A 14,856-nucleotide genomic window follows, 5' to 3' on the forward strand; every position below is an offset into this window, starting at 1 on the left:
GTGTGGGAGCGAGCTTGCTCGCGAAAGCGGAATGTCAGTCACCGTGGCTTCGAATGGCACGCCGCCTTCGCGAGCAAGCTCGCTCCCACAGGGGCTCTCACAAGGATAATTGCTCAACGCCTATGGGTCGGCGCAAGCGCTGGCGCCATAAAACCACCGTGCTAGAATGCCGCCCGCATTTGCGGGTCTTTAGTACGGCTTGCCATAAAAAGCTGCCAGGCACACGCGGGGGCTTGCGCACGGTTGTGCGGGCACCTGAACCGATAACGGAACGCTGCGCACCAGGATTTATGAGACTCAAGCCTTTCCCCACCTTTTTTGCTCTGTTTTGCCTGCCCGGCCTCGCCGTCGCGGGGGAAAAAACCGTGTACGGCCTCAACGAATACGCTTCGCTTGACGGCATCAATCTCGAAGTTGCGGCCAAACTCGACACTGGGGCGAAAACCGCCTCGCTGAGTGCCCGCGACATCAAACGTTTCAAACGCAACGGTGAATCCTGGGTACGTTTCTACCTGGCCATCGACACCGCGCATTCACACCCCATCGAACGGCCGCTGGCTCGCGTCAGCAAGATCAAGCGCCGCGCCGGCGACTACGATCCAGAAGAAGGCAAGCAGTACACCGCCCGTCCGGTGATCGAGCTGGATATCTGCATGGGTTCGGCATTGCGCAGCATCGAAGTGAACCTCACCGACCGAAGTGCGTTCCAATACCCGCTTTTGATCGGCTCCGAGGCGCTGAAACGCTTCGACGCGCTGGTCGACCCCAGTCTTAAATACGCTGCCGGCAAACCTGCCTGCACCATCGCCGCTCATACCGCCGAGTAATTTCCATGCGTTCTCTAACCTTCCACCTGAAAATCCTGATCGCCGTGCTGGTGCTGCTGGGCGTTTCGGTTACGGCCTATCAGATTTTCGTGCTCGGCATCCCGGTGACCGAAGACGCCACCGACGACCTGTGGAACATCGACGCCAAGGTCGAGTTCGTCGCCAGCACCAAGGATCCGGTGAAGATCCAGATGTTCGTGCCGCCGTTGAGCCGCGACTACGTCAGTCTCAACGAAAGCTTCATCTCCAATAACTACGGCGTCGCGGTCAACCGCATCGACGGCAACCGCAAGGTGACCTGGTCGGCCCGTCGCGCCAAGGGCAACCAGACGCTGTATTACCGTCTGGTGCTGACCAAGCGCTACACCGCGGAAAAATCCAAGGTCAAAGGCCCGACCTTCCGTGACAGCATGGTCATCGAAGGCCCGGAAAAAATCGCCGCCGAAGCCCTGCTCGCGCCGATTCGCCAACACTCGGCCGACGTCGAAACCTTTATTGGCGAGGCGATCAAGCGCGTCAACAACGTGAATGACGACAACGTCAAATTGCTGCTGGCCGGCGATCCGTCGACTTCGCACAAAGCCAAAATTGTTGAATTGCTGCTGTCGATTGCCCACGTTCCGGTAGAAAAAGTCCACACCATCCGCCTCGTCGCCGATCAGCCTCAGACACCCGAACTGTGGCTGCGCAGCTTCAACGGCAACGACTGGCTGTACTTCAATCCGGAAACCGGTGAGCAAGGCCTGCCGACCGACCGCCTGCTGTGGTGGACCGGTGACGAAAACCTGATCACCGTCGACGGCGGCAAGAAAGCCAACGTGACCTTCAGCCTGAACAACAGCGAGATGAACGCGATTCGTCTGGCCAAGCTGACCGACGAAAACACTGACGCCAACTTCCTCGATTATTCGCTGTACGGCTTGCCGCTGCAGACCCAGCAGACCTTCATGATCATGGTGATGATCCCGATCGGCGTGCTGGTGATCCTGATCCTGCGCAACCTCGTCGGCCTGCAGACCCTGGGCACATTCACCCCGGTGCTGATCGCGCTGGCCTTCCGCGAAACGCAGCTGGGCTTCGGCATTCTGCTGTTCACGGTGATCACCGCGCTGGGCCTGTCGCTGCGCTCGTATCTCGAACATCTGAAACTGCAAATGCTGCCGCGCCTGTCGGTGGTGCTGACGTTCGTCGTGGTGTTGATTGCGGCGATCAGTCTGTTCAGCCACAAACTGGGGCTTGAGCGTGGCTTGTCGGTGGCGCTGTTCCCGATGGTGATTCTGACGATGACCATCGAGCGTCTGTCGATCACCTGGGAAGAACGCGGCGCCAACCATGCGCTGAAAGTCGCGATCGGCACGCTGTTCGCCGCCTCCCTGGCGCACCTGATCATGACCGTGCCGGAGTTGGTGTACTTCGTGTTTACCTTCCCGGCGATCCTGCTGATTCTGGTCGGATTCATGCTGGCGATGGGTCGCTATCGCGGCTACCGCCTGACCGAACTGGTGCGTTTCAAGGCCTTCCTGAAGAAGGCTGACGCCTGATGTTCGGTTTCTGGAAGACCTGGAAGGCCCTCGAGGCGCGCGGCATCATGGGCATCAACCGCCGAAACGCGGACTACGTGCTCAAGTACAACAAGCGCAGCCTGTACCCGATCGTCGATGACAAGATCCTCACCAAGGAACGCGCCATCGCCGCCGGCATTCACGTGCCGGAGCTGTACGGGGTGATCTCCACCGAGAAGGAAATCGACAAGCTCGACGAGATCATCGGCGGGCGCAGCGACTTCGTGATCAAACCGGCGCAGGGCGCGGGTGGCGACGGCATCATCGTCATCGCCGACCGCTTCGAAGGCCGTTATCGCACGGTGTCGGGCAAGATCCTCGCCCACGAAGAGCTGGAGCATCACATCTCCAGCATCCTCACCGGCCTGTACTCGCTGGGCGGCCACCGCGACCGCGCGCTGATCGAATACCGTGTGACCCCGGACCAGATCTTCAAGAGCATCAGCTACGAAGGCGTGCCGGACATCCGCATCATCGTGCTGATGGGTTACCCGGTGATGGCGATGTTGCGTCTGCCGACCCGTCAGTCAGGCGGCAAGGCCAACCTGCACCAGGGTGCCATTGGCGTTGGTGTGGATCTGGCGACCGGTTTGACCCTGCGCGGCACCTGGCTGAACAACATCATCACCAAACACCCCGACACCACCAACGCGGTGGATGGCGTGCAACTGCCCTACTGGGACGGTTTCATGAAACTCGCCGCCGGCTGCTATGAGCTGTGCGGGCTGGGTTATATCGGTGTGGACATGGTGCTCGATCAGGAAAAGGGTCCGTTGATTCTCGAACTGAATGCACGGCCGGGGCTGAACATTCAGATCGCCAACGATTGCGGCCTGACCTTGCGCACTCACGCGGTCGAAGCGCGGCTGGAAGAGCTGAAGGCGCGGGGCGTTAAGGAATCGGTAGAAGAGCGGGTGGCGTTTACCCAGGAGATGTTTGGGCATATTCCTGCGGTCGAGGGCTAAAAGCTGAAAAGCCCCTCACCCTAGCCCTCTCCCGGAGGGAGAGGGGACTGACCGTGGTGGATGCGAGAGCTGCGCCGACCTGAAATACCCGGTCGAACTCCGGCCTTGAAAAGCATGAAGATCGGCTCCCTTTCCCCCTCGCCCCCTTGGGGGAGAGGGCTGGGGTGAGGGGGAGGCTTTTGACTTTGATCTGGCAGCGCAGAGGACTACAATCCCCACCCCGCCTCAACGGCCGATCTGCCCCGCCCATGTTGACCTGCTCCGTACACCCACTGCCCTACCGCGCCAATCCCGCCGACTATTTCGCGGCCATTCGCAACGCACCCGGCGCCGTGCTGCTCGACAGCGGCCGGCCGAGCGCTGAACGCGGCCGTTATGACTTGCTCAGCGCCTGGCCGCTGGAACAACTGGCGGTGTTGCCGGACGAGAGCGGCGCGCCTTTCCTCCAGCGCCTGCGTGACCACCTCAGCCGCTTGGGCGAAGCGCAGTTGCCCGCCGGGTACGAATTGCCGTTCGCCGGCGGACTGATCGGTTATCTGAGCTACGACTTCGGCCGGCATCTGGAAAACCTGCCGAGTCAGGCGCTGGATGACCTGCAACTGCCCGATGCGCGTTTTGGCCTGTACGACTGGGCGCTGATCAGTGATCACCACGGGCAAACCAGCCAATTGGTCTTTCATCCATCGCTTGTCGACAGTGAACGGCAGCGATTGATCGCGCTGTTCACTCAGCTTCAAGTTGACGCGCTGGCGCCCTTCAAACTGAACGCCCCGATGGCCGCTGATCTCTCGGCCGACGATTACCGTCAGGCCTTCGAACGCATTCAGGACTACATCCAGGCCGGCGACTGCTATCAGGTCAACTTCGCGCAACGCTTCCGCGCGCAGTGCCAGGGCGATCCGTGGCTGGCTTACTGCGCTTTGCGTCAGGCCTGCCCGACGCCGTTCTCCGGGTTCCAGAGCCTGCCCGATGGCGGCGCGGTGCTGAGCCTGTCACCGGAACGTTTCGTCAGAGTCAGCCAGCGTCAGGTTGAAACCCGTCCGATCAAGGGCACCCGCCCTCGCGGCCTGACCCCAGCCGAGGACGCGGCCAACGCCGCCGAACTCTTGGCGAGCCCCAAGGATCGCGCGGAAAACCTGATGATCGTCGACCTGCTGCGCAACGATCTCGGGCGCACCTGCCGCATCGGCTCGGTGCGGGTGCCGGAGTTGTTCAGTCTGGAAAGCTATCCGAATGTGCATCACCTGGTCAGCAACGTGACCGGTGAACTGGCGGCGGATCGTGATGCGCTGGACCTGATCTCGGGCAGCTTCCCCGGCGGCTCGATCACCGGCGCACCGAAGATCCGGGCGATGCAGATCATCGACGAGCTGGAGCCAACCCGGCGCGGTCTGTATTGCGGCTCGTTGCTGTATCTGGACGTGCGCGGCGAGATGGACAGCTCCATCGCCATTCGCAGTCTGCTGGTCAAGGATGGTCAGGTGTGCTGCTGGGGCGGCGGCGGGATCGTCGCCGATTCGGACTGGCAGGCGGAGTATCAGGAGTCGATGACCAAAGTCAGAATTCTCTTGGAAACCCTGCAAAACCTCTGAGGAATGATCGTTCCCACGCTCCGCGTGGGAATGCAGCCCGGGACGCTCCGCGTCCCATCCAAAGCCGAACGCGGAGCGTCCGTTGAGGCATTCCCACGCAGAGCGTGGGAACGATCATCGTGTGGGAGCGAGCCTGCTAGCGAAGGCATCCTTCCAGACAACTACAAACTCAACTCTCTATTAGAGGCCTTGAGAAATTCCCGCTTCAGCTCTTCAAACGTATGCACCGCCGGGAACTGCGGAAACTCGCGAATCACGTTGTCCGGCGCATGAAACAGAATCCCTGCGTCCGCCTCGCCGAGCATGGTCGTGTCGTTGTATGAATCCCCCGCCGCGATCACCCGGTAGTACAGGCTCTTGAACGCCAGCACCGACTGGCGCTTGGGATCTTTCTGGCGCAGTTGATAGCCCGTCACCCGACCGCTTTCGTCAGTGATCAAGCGGTGGCAAAGCAGAGTCGGGAAGCCCAGCTGGCGCATCAACGGCTGCGAGAATTCATAAAAGGTGTCCGAGAGAATCACCACCTGAAAGCGCTCGCGCAGCCAGTTGACGAACTCCACCGCGCCGTCCAGCGGTTTGAGCGTGGCGATCACTTCCTGAATATCCGAGAGCTTGAGGCCGTGCTCGTCGAGGATGCGCAAACGCTGCTTCATCAATACGTCGTAATCGGGAATGTCCCGGGTGGTGGCCTTGAGGGAGTCGATTCCGGTTTTTTCGGCGAAGGCGATCCAGATTTCCGGTACCAGTACCCCTTCAAGATCCAGGCAAGCAATTTCCACAAGACACTCCCGTTTGTAGTGATTATTTGAGTCAAGCGAGGCCGAACTCTAGCGTCTGCACCAGACGCGCGCAACGCAGAGGACGCCCCGGCCCCGGCAGCTTTTTGTTACCATCGGCCCCCTATAGAGCGCCCGAGCGCCATTGACCTGTAGGAAGCCGCCCTGATGAGCCCAACGTTTGACGTCGTAGAACTCGCCACGACCTATGCCAACAAATCCGCCCAGGACATTCTCAAACTCGCCTTCGCCGAGTTCGGCGATGACTTGTGGATATCTTTCAGCGGCGCCGAGGACGTGGTGCTGGTGGACATGGCGTGGAAGCTGAACAAGAACGTCAAAGTGTTCAGCCTCGACACCGGCCGCCTGCATCCGGAGACCTACCGTTTCATCGAGCAGGTGCGCGAGCACTACAAGATCGATATTGAAATCGTCTCGCCGGACTACACGAAACTCGAACCGTTCGTGAAGGAAAAAGGCCTGTTCAGTTTCTACAAGGACGGCCACGGCGAATGCTGCGGCATCCGCAAGATCGAGCCGCTGCGCCGTAAGCTGTCCGACGTCAAAGCCTGGGCCACCGGCCAGCGCCGCGACCAGAGCCCGGGCACCCGCAGCGCTGTGGCGGTGCTGGAAATCGACACGGCGTTCTCGACACCGGAACGCACCCTGTACAAGTTCAACCCGTTGGCGCAGATGACCAGCGAGGAGATCTGGGGTTACATCCGCATGCTCGAACTGCCCTACAACAGCCTGCACGAGCGCGGTTTCATCAGCATCGGCTGCGAACCCTGCACCCGCCCGGTGCTGCCGAACCAGCACGAGCGCGAAGGCCGCTGGTGGTGGGAAGAAGCCACGCAGAAAGAATGCGGGTTGCATGCCGGGAATATCATCAGCAAATCCAAAGCATAATTCCCGGTTGATGGAATATCTGTGGGAGCGAGCTTGCTCGCGAATGCGATTTAGCAGTCGATAAACTCGTGTCAGGCATGACGCCTTCGCGAGCAAGCTCGCTCCCACAGGGTTACTCATTGGTCACTCAGAATGTGTACACAGGAATGTCACCATCGGTGCCATTTATGTGTGCACTTTCAGTTCTGACGCCCTGAAAAGTTACACTCCCCAGCAGAATCCCCATCTGCTCGCCACTCTGCAAACTCCCTCCCCTGGAAAAAATTCCTGCCCGATCGATCAATTTATATCGCCGGTTTTTCAGCGACTTATGTTGCATCGATAACTATTCGAAATGAGCCCTGCCGCTTATAGATTGGCAACTGGCACAAATCTGGCTTTATCGCATACATGTTTTGTATACAAAACTGCAGAACATGCACACTTTCGATCCGCAAGCCTGAAGCGCCCTATCCCGTACAGGCTGCAGATGCCCCGTAACCAGTGATGTTTTCACCGCCGCGACGAAGATTTGTCGAGCCTGAGCGCTCATGCACAGTCATCGCGGGAGTGAACGTCAGGAGCCTGCCGGAATGCGTACAAGTCTTTCGAATAACATCGCGCTGAATCTGCCCTCCGCCACGCTCGATCAACCGTTGCCCGATGACGGACTGAGCGAGCCGCTGCAACTGAGCCCGCGTCTGCACAACAGCGATCTGGCGCCGACCAAAGCCGAAGGCCGGCGTTGGGGCCAGTACAGCATCTTCGCCCTGTGGACGAATGATGTGCACAACATCGCCAACTACTCGTTCGCCATCGGCCTGTATGCGTTGGGCCTGGGCGGCTGGCAGATTCTGTTGTCGCTGGGGATTGGCGCGGCGCTGGTGTACTTCTTCATGAACCTGTCCGGGTACATGGGGCAGAAAACCGGGGTGCCGTTTCCGGTGATCAGCCGGATCAGTTTCGGCATTCATGGTGCGCAAATTCCTGCATTGATCAGGGCGGTTATCGCCATCGCCTGGTTCGGTATTCAGACGTATCTCGCCTCAGTGGTATTCCGCGTCTTGCTGACTGCCGTGCATCCGGGCTTTGCCGAATACGATCACAACTCGATTCTCGGTCTGTCGAGCCTGGGCTGGGTGTGCTTTGTAGCAATCTGGCTGGTGCAACTGGCGATCCTCGCCTACGGCATGGAGATGGTGCGCCGTTACGAGGCATTTGCCGGGCCGGTGATTCTGCTGACCGTTGCTGCCCTCGCCGGGTGGATGTACTTCCAGGCCAACGCGACCATTGCCTGGTCGATCCGCGAGCCGCTGACCGGTGGCGAGATGTGGCGCAACATCTTTGCCGGCGGCGCGTTGTGGCTGGCGATCTACGGCACGCTGATCCTCAATTTCTGCGACTTCGCCCGTTCTTCGCCGTGCCGCAAAACCATCAAGGTAGGAAACTTCTGGGGCTTGCCAGTGAACATTCTGGTATTCGCCGCGATTACCGTGCTGCTGTGTGGCGCGCAGTTCCAGATCAACGGGCGAATCATCGAAAGCCCGACCGAAATCATCGCCTCGATCCCCAACACATTCTTTCTGGTGCTCGGCTGCCTGGCTTTTCTGATCGTCACCGTCGCGGTGAACATCATGGCCAACTTCGTCGCCCCGGCGTTCGTCCTCAGCAACCTGGCGCCGAAGTACCTGACCTTCCGCCGCGCCGGGTTGATCAGCGCGACCATTGCCGTGCTGATCCTGCCGTGGAACCTCTACAACAGCCCGCTGGTGATCGTGTATTTCCTGTCGGGCCTCGGCGCCCTGCTCGGCCCGCTCTACGGGGTGATCATGGTCGACTACTGGCTGATCCGCAAAGGCCGGATCAACGTGCCGCAGCTCTACAGCGAAGATCCCAACGGCGCTTATTACTACAGCCGTGGCATCAATTTCCGCGCGGTGGCGGCGTTTATTCCTGCAGCGCTGATCGCCATCGTCCTGGTCCTGGTACCTGGTTTCCACAGTGTTTCGCCATTCTCCTGGCTGATCGGTGCCGGTATCGCCGGCATGCTTTACCTGATCATCGCCAAACGCCAGACGCATTACGCCGACGTCAGCGGCGAATGCATCGCTGTGGATAACGTCAGCCATTGATCCCTTCGCGGCCCGGTTTTCGGGCCGCACCACTGCCCGCAATAAGGATTTTCCATGCGTATTCTCGTGGTCAACGTCAACACCACCGAATCCATCACCGACGCCATCGCCCGCTCGGCGCAGGCCGTCGCTTCGCCCGGTACCGAAATCGTCGGCCTGACGCCGTACTTCGGCGCCGAATCGATTGAAGGCAATTTCGAAAGTTACCTGGCCGCCATCGCCGTCATGGACCGGGTGATGGCCTACGACCAACCCTTCGACGCCGTGATTCAGGCCGGCTACGGCGAACACGGCCGCGAAGGCTTGCAGGAATTGCTCAACGTGCCAGTGGTAGATATCACTGATGCGGCGGCCAGCACCGCGATGTTCCTCGGCCATGCCTACTCGGTGGTGACCACACTGGAACGCACCGTGCCGCTGATCGAGGATCGGCTGAAATTGTCCGGTCTGTGGGATCGCTGTGCCTCGGTGCGCGCCAGTGGTCTGGCGGTTCTGGAGCTGGAACATGAACCGCAGCGCGCACTGGAAGCGATCGTGCAGCAGGCCGAACTGGCGGTGACCCAGGACAAGGCCGAGGTGATTTGCCTGGGCTGCGGCGGCATGGCCGGGCTGGACGAGCAAATTCGCCGGCGCACCGGCGTGCCGGTGGTGGATGGCGTGACAGCGGCGGTGACGATTGCCGAGTCGCTGGTGCGCTTGAAGTTGTCGACGTCGAAGGTGCGCACCTATGCGACGCCACGGCCGAAGAACATTATTGGCTGGGCGCAGCGCTTTGCTCGATAGACCGAGTTATCGTTCATCGCGGGCAAGCCCGCTCCCACAGGGTTTTGTGTTCTTTGCAAGATGTGTGAGCAACTCAAAACTTGTGGGAGCGGGCTTGCCCGCGATAGCCGCAACTCGGTTTGGTGCCTGGCTCAGATAGCACTAAACCGCCGCCCCAGTCCCTGCTCAGCAAACTGTTCAATCACGAAATCCACAAACGCCCGGGTCTTGCCCGGCAACAATTTGTGCTCGGCGTAATAGATCGAAATGTTGCCGTCATCGACAAACCAGTCCGGCAGCACCCGCTGCAGTGTCCCCGCCTGAAGATACGGCTCCGCAAACGGCATGCTCACCAATGCGATCCCCAGACCTTGCATCGCGGTTGCACAGGCAGCCTCGGAATCACTCATGGTCATCCGCACCCGCAACATCAGCGGACTGTGTTGCTGATCGCGGTGAGTCAGTTGCCAGGAGCGCACGCGCCCGGTCTGCGGTGAGCGAATCAGAATGCCGTCGTGTTGCCTGAGGTCATCGGGATGGCTGATCGGCGCATGTTTTTGCAGATAATCCTGCGATGCCACGAGTACCCGGTGCGCCGGTGTCAGCCTGCGCGCAACCACGCCTTGTGGCAGTTCAAAGCCGCCGCCAATCGCCGCGTCGAAGCCCTGTCCGATCAGGTCGACTTGGCGGTTATCGAAATGCCAGTCCGGGTTGATCGCGGGATAGCGCCGCAGAAACTCACCGAGCAGCGGCACGATATACAGACGGCCGAACACCGTGCCCATGCTGACTTTCAGCGTGCCGGCCGGTTGCCCGCCGGCACTGGCGAGATTGGCCACGGCATTCTGGATGGTGGTCAGGCTGGCGCTGACTTCACTCAAAAACAGCTGCCCCGCTTCGGTCAGGGTCAGGCTGCGTGTACTACGCTGGAACAGCCGCACGCCAAGCCGCGCCTCCAGTTTCGCCACGCTCTTGCCGACCGCCGCCGGGGTCAGGCTCAAGCGTCGCGCGGCTTCGGCGAAGCTGCCGACTTCGGCGCTGCGCACAAAGCATTCGATACTGCTGAACGTTTCCATGATCGTCACTATAAACTTTTGGTTTACACAGACTATAGCAATCATGGTCTACCCGGTTGTCGATGCCACGCCGATACTCGGCACCAACACCAAGGCATTCCGCCTTGAACACTTGGAGATCGAACATGACCACTCAACACCTCAGCGGTAAGGTAGCTCTGATTCAAGGCGGTTCGCGCGGCATCGGCGCGGCCATCGTCAAACGTCTGGCCGCTGAAGGCGCCGCCGTCGCTTTCACTTACGTCAGCTCCGCCGCCAAAGCCGAAGAACTGCAGAACAGCATCACCGGCAACGGCGGCAAAGCCTTGGCGATCAAGGCTGACAGCGCCGACGCCAGCGCGATTCGCCACGCCGTCAGCGCCACCGTCGAAGCGTTTGGACGCCTGGACATTCTGGTCAACAACGCCGGCGTACTGGCCATCGCGCCGCTGGAAGACTTCAAACTGGAAGACTTCGATCAGACCCTGGCCATCAACGTGCGCAGCGTGTTCATCGCGTCCCAGGAAGCGGCGAAACACATGGGCGAAGGCTCGCGGATCATCAACATCGGCAGCACCAACGCCGACCGCATGCCCTTCGGCGGTGGCGGCGTGTACGCGATGAGCAAATCGGCACTGGTCGGCCTGACCAAAGGCCTGGCCCGCGACCTCGGCCCACGAGGCATCACCATCAACAACGTGCAACCTGGCCCGGTCGACACCGACATGAACCCGGCCCACGGCGAATTCGCCGACAGCCTGATCCCGCTGATGGCCGTCGGTCGTTACGGCACCGCCGAAGAAATCGCCAGCTTCGTCGCCTACCTGGCCGGACCGGAAGCCGGTTACATCACCGGTGCCAGCCTGACCATCGACGGTGGTTTCGGCGCCTGACAGACCGGCAAGAAAAAACGCCGCCCTTCTTTATAGCAAGGGCGGCGTTTTTGCGTGGACGGTCAAGCCAGTTCCAGCGTCGGCAAGCCAAAGGCGCTGGGCATAAATGCTTTCAGCGAACGAATAATGCCGTCAGCGTGAGCATATTTCTCATCGGCCATCGCCGCGTCGGGGATGGCGATTGCGGTCATGCCTGCCGCTTTCGCGGCGGTGACGCCGAACGGCGAATCCTCGAACACCAGACAATCCTTGGGCGCAACGCCCAAACGCCGGGCGGCGGTGAGAAAAATATCCGGCGCCGGTTTGGCCGCGCCGACTTCCGGATCGTCCGCCGTGACGATGAAATCGAACAGCGCAAACCACTCACGGTGCAAGGTGGTTTTCTGCCCGAACGACTGGCGCGACGAACTGGTGCCCACCGCGATCGGGATGTTGTGCGCTTTGAGGTGACGCACCAGCGATTCGGCCCCCGGCATCGCCTGCGCCTTGGGGAAACGCTCGCGCATCAGCGGCTCGCGGATCTGCAGAAATTCTTCCGGAGTGATCGGTAACTCCAGCGCCTGCACCACGTAGTTGGCCAGGTCATTGGCACCGCGACCAATGATGTTTTGTTTGACGCTCCAGTCGAAGGTTTTCCCGTAGCGCCCGGCAATCAGCGAGGTGACCTCGGTGTAAATGCCCTCGGTATCGAGCAGCAAACCGTCCATATCGAAAATCACGGCCTTGATCGGGCCGAACGTCTTCAGCGGTGCATTCATCATCGGATCCGTTAACAAAGACATCCCGGGCGACAGGCAGCGTGCCGCAACGCGGATCTGATTAATGGGTTCAGCAGCATAGCGAGGCCGATGGACATTGAGCAACGGGCAATGCCATCGACGCCTTTTCGCATTTAGCGAAAATTCCTACAGACACTGCCTACTTCCCCGACTTCTTTCCTTTTTGATCCCCCGCAAAGTCCGCGCTCCCGTTTTTTCATATGCGCGAGCGACTGCGAATGTTTCAACCCGATCAGCTCCTGGCCCTGAACAACAGCATCGGACTGCTGGTGGTGGCCGCCCTGAATCCGAAGCAGCCAGATTTCGAAGCGCTGATCGACGAGTTCCGCCTGTGCCTGAAAAACTACGACGCCTGGGCCGAGCAGTTCTGGACCGGGACCGCGCTGGACATCGAGCAGGTGTTCAAGGTTGGCAATGACGTACAACTGAGCGCGCCGATCACCTCGCACGCACCTGTCAGCTCATCGGTGGTCATGTGTCCGGCCAGCGGTCCGTTGACCTTGGTGCACCTGTTTGAAGCGGCGCGCTTTGTGCCGATCGGCGACACCCCGGTGACCCTCGAACCGCTGCTCAGCGAAGTCGACGGCGTACAGACCTTCGGCGAACCACTGCGCCACACCATCGGCCCGAGCGGGATCCTCGAGGTGACCGATTGCGTGCGGAGCCAGCGCTACCGCGTCACCTTCTTTCCCGATGTTTCTACCGACCATGTCCGCGCCCTGTATGCCTCATATGAAGGCGTCATTGCCGGTCTTGAAGGCTGGCTGCGCAGCGAATGGACAGGCTTCCAACCGCAATGGACGGAGTTTTCCAGCGCCGGCTTTCTTGATCGTTACGGACAGTTGCAACGGGCCGATTGGCGCGGCCTGGAAAAAGCCCTGAATGGCGTCTGGGATGACATTCAGCAGCTGTTTGCCCTCCTCGCCGACCTCCAGGAACACAGCGCAAAGCTCCTGGAATACCTGAGCGAAGTCGAACTTGAGGCGCTGCTGGCGGCTTCCAGCGAGGCGATTGCCAACGCCTTGTTGATGCTCAGCGACGAGCCGTTGCTGTTCATTCATCTGGCCGCGTTCACCAGTTGGCTGAAGATGCTGCCGCCGCAATACCTCGCCGAAGTGGTGGCCGAAGTTCGCACCGAGTTGCTCATCAGTTTCCTGTTGATGCGCGTGGCGGGCGGTGCCGGCGTATCGCTGCGTTTGAGCAGCAAGGTCTTGGCCAAAATCAAGTCGCCTCGGGCGCGGGAATGGCTGGCCGCCTCAGCCTTGCGTCTGGCTGAGCTGACTTCGACACCGGAACTCAAACAGCACGCGAGCACGCTGAAGCCGCTGATGTTTCATGCCCGCGAAGTGGAGCTGAAGCCGACGCCATCGATTCCGCTGAACATTCGCCAGGCCGACGCGGTGGTGCTCAACGTGCCGAATCCGGCGCCGCTCGCGCGGGAAAAATCCCAAGGCATGGCGCGCCTTGAGCGCCACGAGCCCCACGACGACGTCCCCGACCAAGCGAAAAACCCCAACGGCGATGCCGCCGATTGCGTGCCCAAAACCTGTACCAATGGCTGCCCGGTGTCGATGGTCACCGGCGAAGAACTGTTGACCCTGACCGACGCGGTGCTCGATGGCGTGCTGCCCTTCGAGTTCACCCGCTTGTACCGCAGCAGCGCGGTCGAGATCGACATCGGCCTGGGTTTTGGCTGGAGCCATACGCTGGCGCATCGGCTGGCCTTCGACGGCGATGGCGTGATCTGGATCGACCACGAGAACCGCCGCACCCGCTTTCCCCTGCCCAACGTCGCGCGCCCGGCGATTCACAACAGCCTGTCGCGGGCGGCGATCTTTCTCGGCGATGAGCCGGAAGAACTGATCCTCGCCCTGGCCGGTGACAGCGCGCGGTTCTATCACTTTCGCGCCGGCCGGCTGACCGCAATCAGCGATGTCTACGGTAATCGTCTGACCCTGCAACGCGATCGCTCCGACCGCATTCAGCGTCTGGACAACGGCGCCGGCCGCTCATTGCTGTTGCGTTATGACCGCACGCAACTGGTGGCGGTCGATTACCAAGTTTTTGTTCAGGGCGAGTGGACCACCGAGCAGAACCTCGCCACCTACAGCTTCGATGCGCGGCAACGCCTGCTGGTCGCGACCAACGCGGTCGGCGACAGCGAGCGCTACGACTACGACGACCACCACGTCATCCTCCAGCGCCAGTTGACCGGCGGCGCGAGCTTCTTCTGGGAGTGGCAGCGCGAGGGCAAAGCCGCCCGCTGCGTGCGCCACTGGGCGTCGTTCTCGCAGATGAACACCCGTTACGTCTGGAACGATGACGACGCCAGCGTGACCGTGCATTACGTCGACGGCACCGAAGAAGTCTACGTCCACGACGAACGTGCGCGGCTGGTGCGTCAGGTCGCGGCCGATGGCGGCGAGCAGCTCAAGGCCTATGACCAGCAGGGGCGCTTGATCGCCGAGCAGGATGCGTTGGGCGCGGTCACCGAATATCGCTACGACGAAGTCGGACGGCTGATCGCGCTGATTCCGCCGGACGATGCACCAACGTCCTACGAGTACCGCAACGGTTTTCTCTACAAGCGTTGCCGAGGCGACGCGGTGTGGATCTATCGGCGCA

The 14,856-nt window shown here is 60.6% G+C and carries 12 protein-coding genes; 9 read left to right on the forward strand and 3 right to left on the reverse strand.

Annotation, left to right across the window (positions count from 1 at the left end):
- Nucleotides 1-290 precede the first annotated feature (290 nt).
- The 4 genes from QMX86_RS24025 (at nt 291) to pabB (ending at nt 4,946) form a co-directional block, all read left to right on the forward strand.
- The gene (locus QMX86_RS24025) at nt 291-827 is read left to right on the forward strand and encodes an ATP-dependent zinc protease (RefSeq protein WP_273527284.1); all 537 of its coding nucleotides are present in this window, start codon (nt 291-293) and stop codon (nt 825-827) included.
- Nucleotides 828-832: 5 nt separating this feature from the next.
- Nucleotides 833-2,368 (forward strand): inactive transglutaminase family protein, encoded by a 1,536-nt coding sequence (locus QMX86_RS24030; RefSeq protein WP_024012295.1) that lies wholly within the window; start codon nt 833-835, stop codon nt 2,366-2,368.
- Nucleotides 2,368-3,354, forward strand: coding sequence for an alpha-L-glutamate ligase-like protein (locus QMX86_RS24035; protein WP_016773817.1), 987 nt, complete (start codon nt 2,368-2,370; stop codon nt 3,352-3,354). The genes QMX86_RS24030 and QMX86_RS24035 overlap by 1 nt, the downstream gene beginning before the upstream one ends.
- Before the next feature lie 248 nt (nt 3,355-3,602).
- Entirely contained in the window at nt 3,603-4,946 is a 1,344-nt protein-coding gene (pabB, locus tag QMX86_RS24040) for an aminodeoxychorismate synthase component I (RefSeq protein ID WP_282387018.1), read from the forward strand.
- 161 nt (nt 4,947-5,107) lie between these two features.
- On the opposite strand, the gene thrH is transcribed toward pabB, so the two are convergent.
- A complete protein-coding gene (thrH, locus tag QMX86_RS24045; protein ID WP_122705845.1) occupies nt 5,108-5,725 on the reverse strand; it encodes a bifunctional phosphoserine phosphatase/homoserine phosphotransferase ThrH in 618 nt (205 codons plus the stop codon).
- A gap of 165 nt (nt 5,726-5,890) precedes the next feature.
- On the opposite strand from thrH, the gene QMX86_RS24050 reads away from it, so the two are divergent.
- From QMX86_RS24050 to QMX86_RS24060, 3 genes are all read left to right on the forward strand, one after another.
- Nucleotides 5,891-6,631 (forward strand): phosphoadenylyl-sulfate reductase, encoded by a 741-nt coding sequence (locus QMX86_RS24050; protein ID WP_243241704.1) that lies wholly within the window; start codon nt 5,891-5,893, stop codon nt 6,629-6,631.
- Nucleotides 6,632-7,203: 572 nt separating this feature from the next.
- A complete protein-coding gene (locus QMX86_RS24055; protein ID WP_282387019.1) occupies nt 7,204-8,742 on the forward strand; it encodes an NCS1 family nucleobase:cation symporter-1 in 1,539 nt (512 codons plus the stop codon).
- 54 nt (nt 8,743-8,796) lie between these two features.
- A complete protein-coding gene (locus tag QMX86_RS24060) occupies nt 8,797-9,525 on the forward strand; it encodes an aspartate/glutamate racemase family protein (protein WP_282387020.1) in 729 nt (242 codons plus the stop codon).
- Nucleotides 9,526-9,656: 131 nt separating this feature from the next.
- Here QMX86_RS24060 and QMX86_RS24065 read toward each other — a convergent pair whose 3' ends face one another.
- A complete protein-coding gene (locus QMX86_RS24065) occupies nt 9,657-10,580 on the reverse strand; it encodes a LysR family transcriptional regulator (protein WP_282387398.1) in 924 nt (307 codons plus the stop codon).
- A gap of 125 nt (nt 10,581-10,705) precedes the next feature.
- Between QMX86_RS24065 and QMX86_RS24070 the strand changes: the two genes are divergently transcribed.
- Nucleotides 10,706-11,452 carry a 3-oxoacyl-ACP reductase family protein gene (locus QMX86_RS24070; RefSeq protein WP_073473945.1) on the forward strand — a complete coding sequence of 249 codons (747 nt, stop codon included), beginning with the start codon at nt 10,706-10,708 and terminating at the stop codon, nt 11,450-11,452.
- Nucleotides 11,453-11,514: 62 nt separating this feature from the next.
- Here the strand turns inward: QMX86_RS24070 and QMX86_RS24075 are convergent, their stop codons facing one another.
- Nucleotides 11,515-12,210 (reverse strand): HAD-IA family hydrolase, encoded by a 696-nt coding sequence (locus QMX86_RS24075; protein ID WP_282387396.1) that lies wholly within the window; start codon nt 12,208-12,210, stop codon nt 11,515-11,517.
- Nucleotides 12,211-12,449: 239 nt separating this feature from the next.
- Here QMX86_RS24075 and QMX86_RS24080 point away from each other — a divergent pair.
- Nucleotides 12,450-14,856 (forward strand): DUF6531 domain-containing protein (locus tag QMX86_RS24080; RefSeq protein ID WP_282390418.1); only part of this gene is annotated, 2,407 nt, incomplete at its 3' end.

This window comes from Pseudomonas sp. PS01270 (assembly GCF_029959775.1).
GTDB lineage: Bacteria > Pseudomonadota > Gammaproteobacteria > Pseudomonadales > Pseudomonadaceae > Aquipseudomonas > Aquipseudomonas atacamensis.

What these genes read in the sequence shown, in the direction of transcription:
- QMX86_RS24065 (WP_282387398.1), bottom strand. Translation starts at nt 10,580, where the DNA reads ATGGAAACGTTCAGCAGTATCGAATGCTTTGTGCGCAGCGCCGAAGTC.
- QMX86_RS24050 (WP_243241704.1), top strand. Translation starts at nt 5,891, where the DNA reads ATGAGCCCAACGTTTGACGTCGTAGAACTCGCCACGACCTATGCCAAC.
- QMX86_RS24070 (WP_073473945.1), top strand. Translation starts at nt 10,706, where the DNA reads ATGACCACTCAACACCTCAGCGGTAAGGTAGCTCTGATTCAAGGCGGT.
- pabB (WP_282387018.1), top strand. Translation starts at nt 3,603, where the DNA reads ATGTTGACCTGCTCCGTACACCCACTGCCCTACCGCGCCAATCCCGCC.
- QMX86_RS24025 (WP_273527284.1), top strand. Translation starts at nt 291, where the DNA reads ATGAGACTCAAGCCTTTCCCCACCTTTTTTGCTCTGTTTTGCCTGCCC.
- QMX86_RS24075 (WP_282387396.1), bottom strand. Translation starts at nt 12,210, where the DNA reads ATGAATGCACCGCTGAAGACGTTCGGCCCGATCAAGGCCGTGATTTTC.
- QMX86_RS24055 (WP_282387019.1), top strand. Translation starts at nt 7,204, where the DNA reads ATGCGTACAAGTCTTTCGAATAACATCGCGCTGAATCTGCCCTCCGCC.
- QMX86_RS24035 (WP_016773817.1), top strand. Translation starts at nt 2,368, where the DNA reads ATGTTCGGTTTCTGGAAGACCTGGAAGGCCCTCGAGGCGCGCGGCATC.
- QMX86_RS24060 (WP_282387020.1), top strand. Translation starts at nt 8,797, where the DNA reads ATGCGTATTCTCGTGGTCAACGTCAACACCACCGAATCCATCACCGAC.
- QMX86_RS24030 (WP_024012295.1), top strand. Translation starts at nt 833, where the DNA reads ATGCGTTCTCTAACCTTCCACCTGAAAATCCTGATCGCCGTGCTGGTG.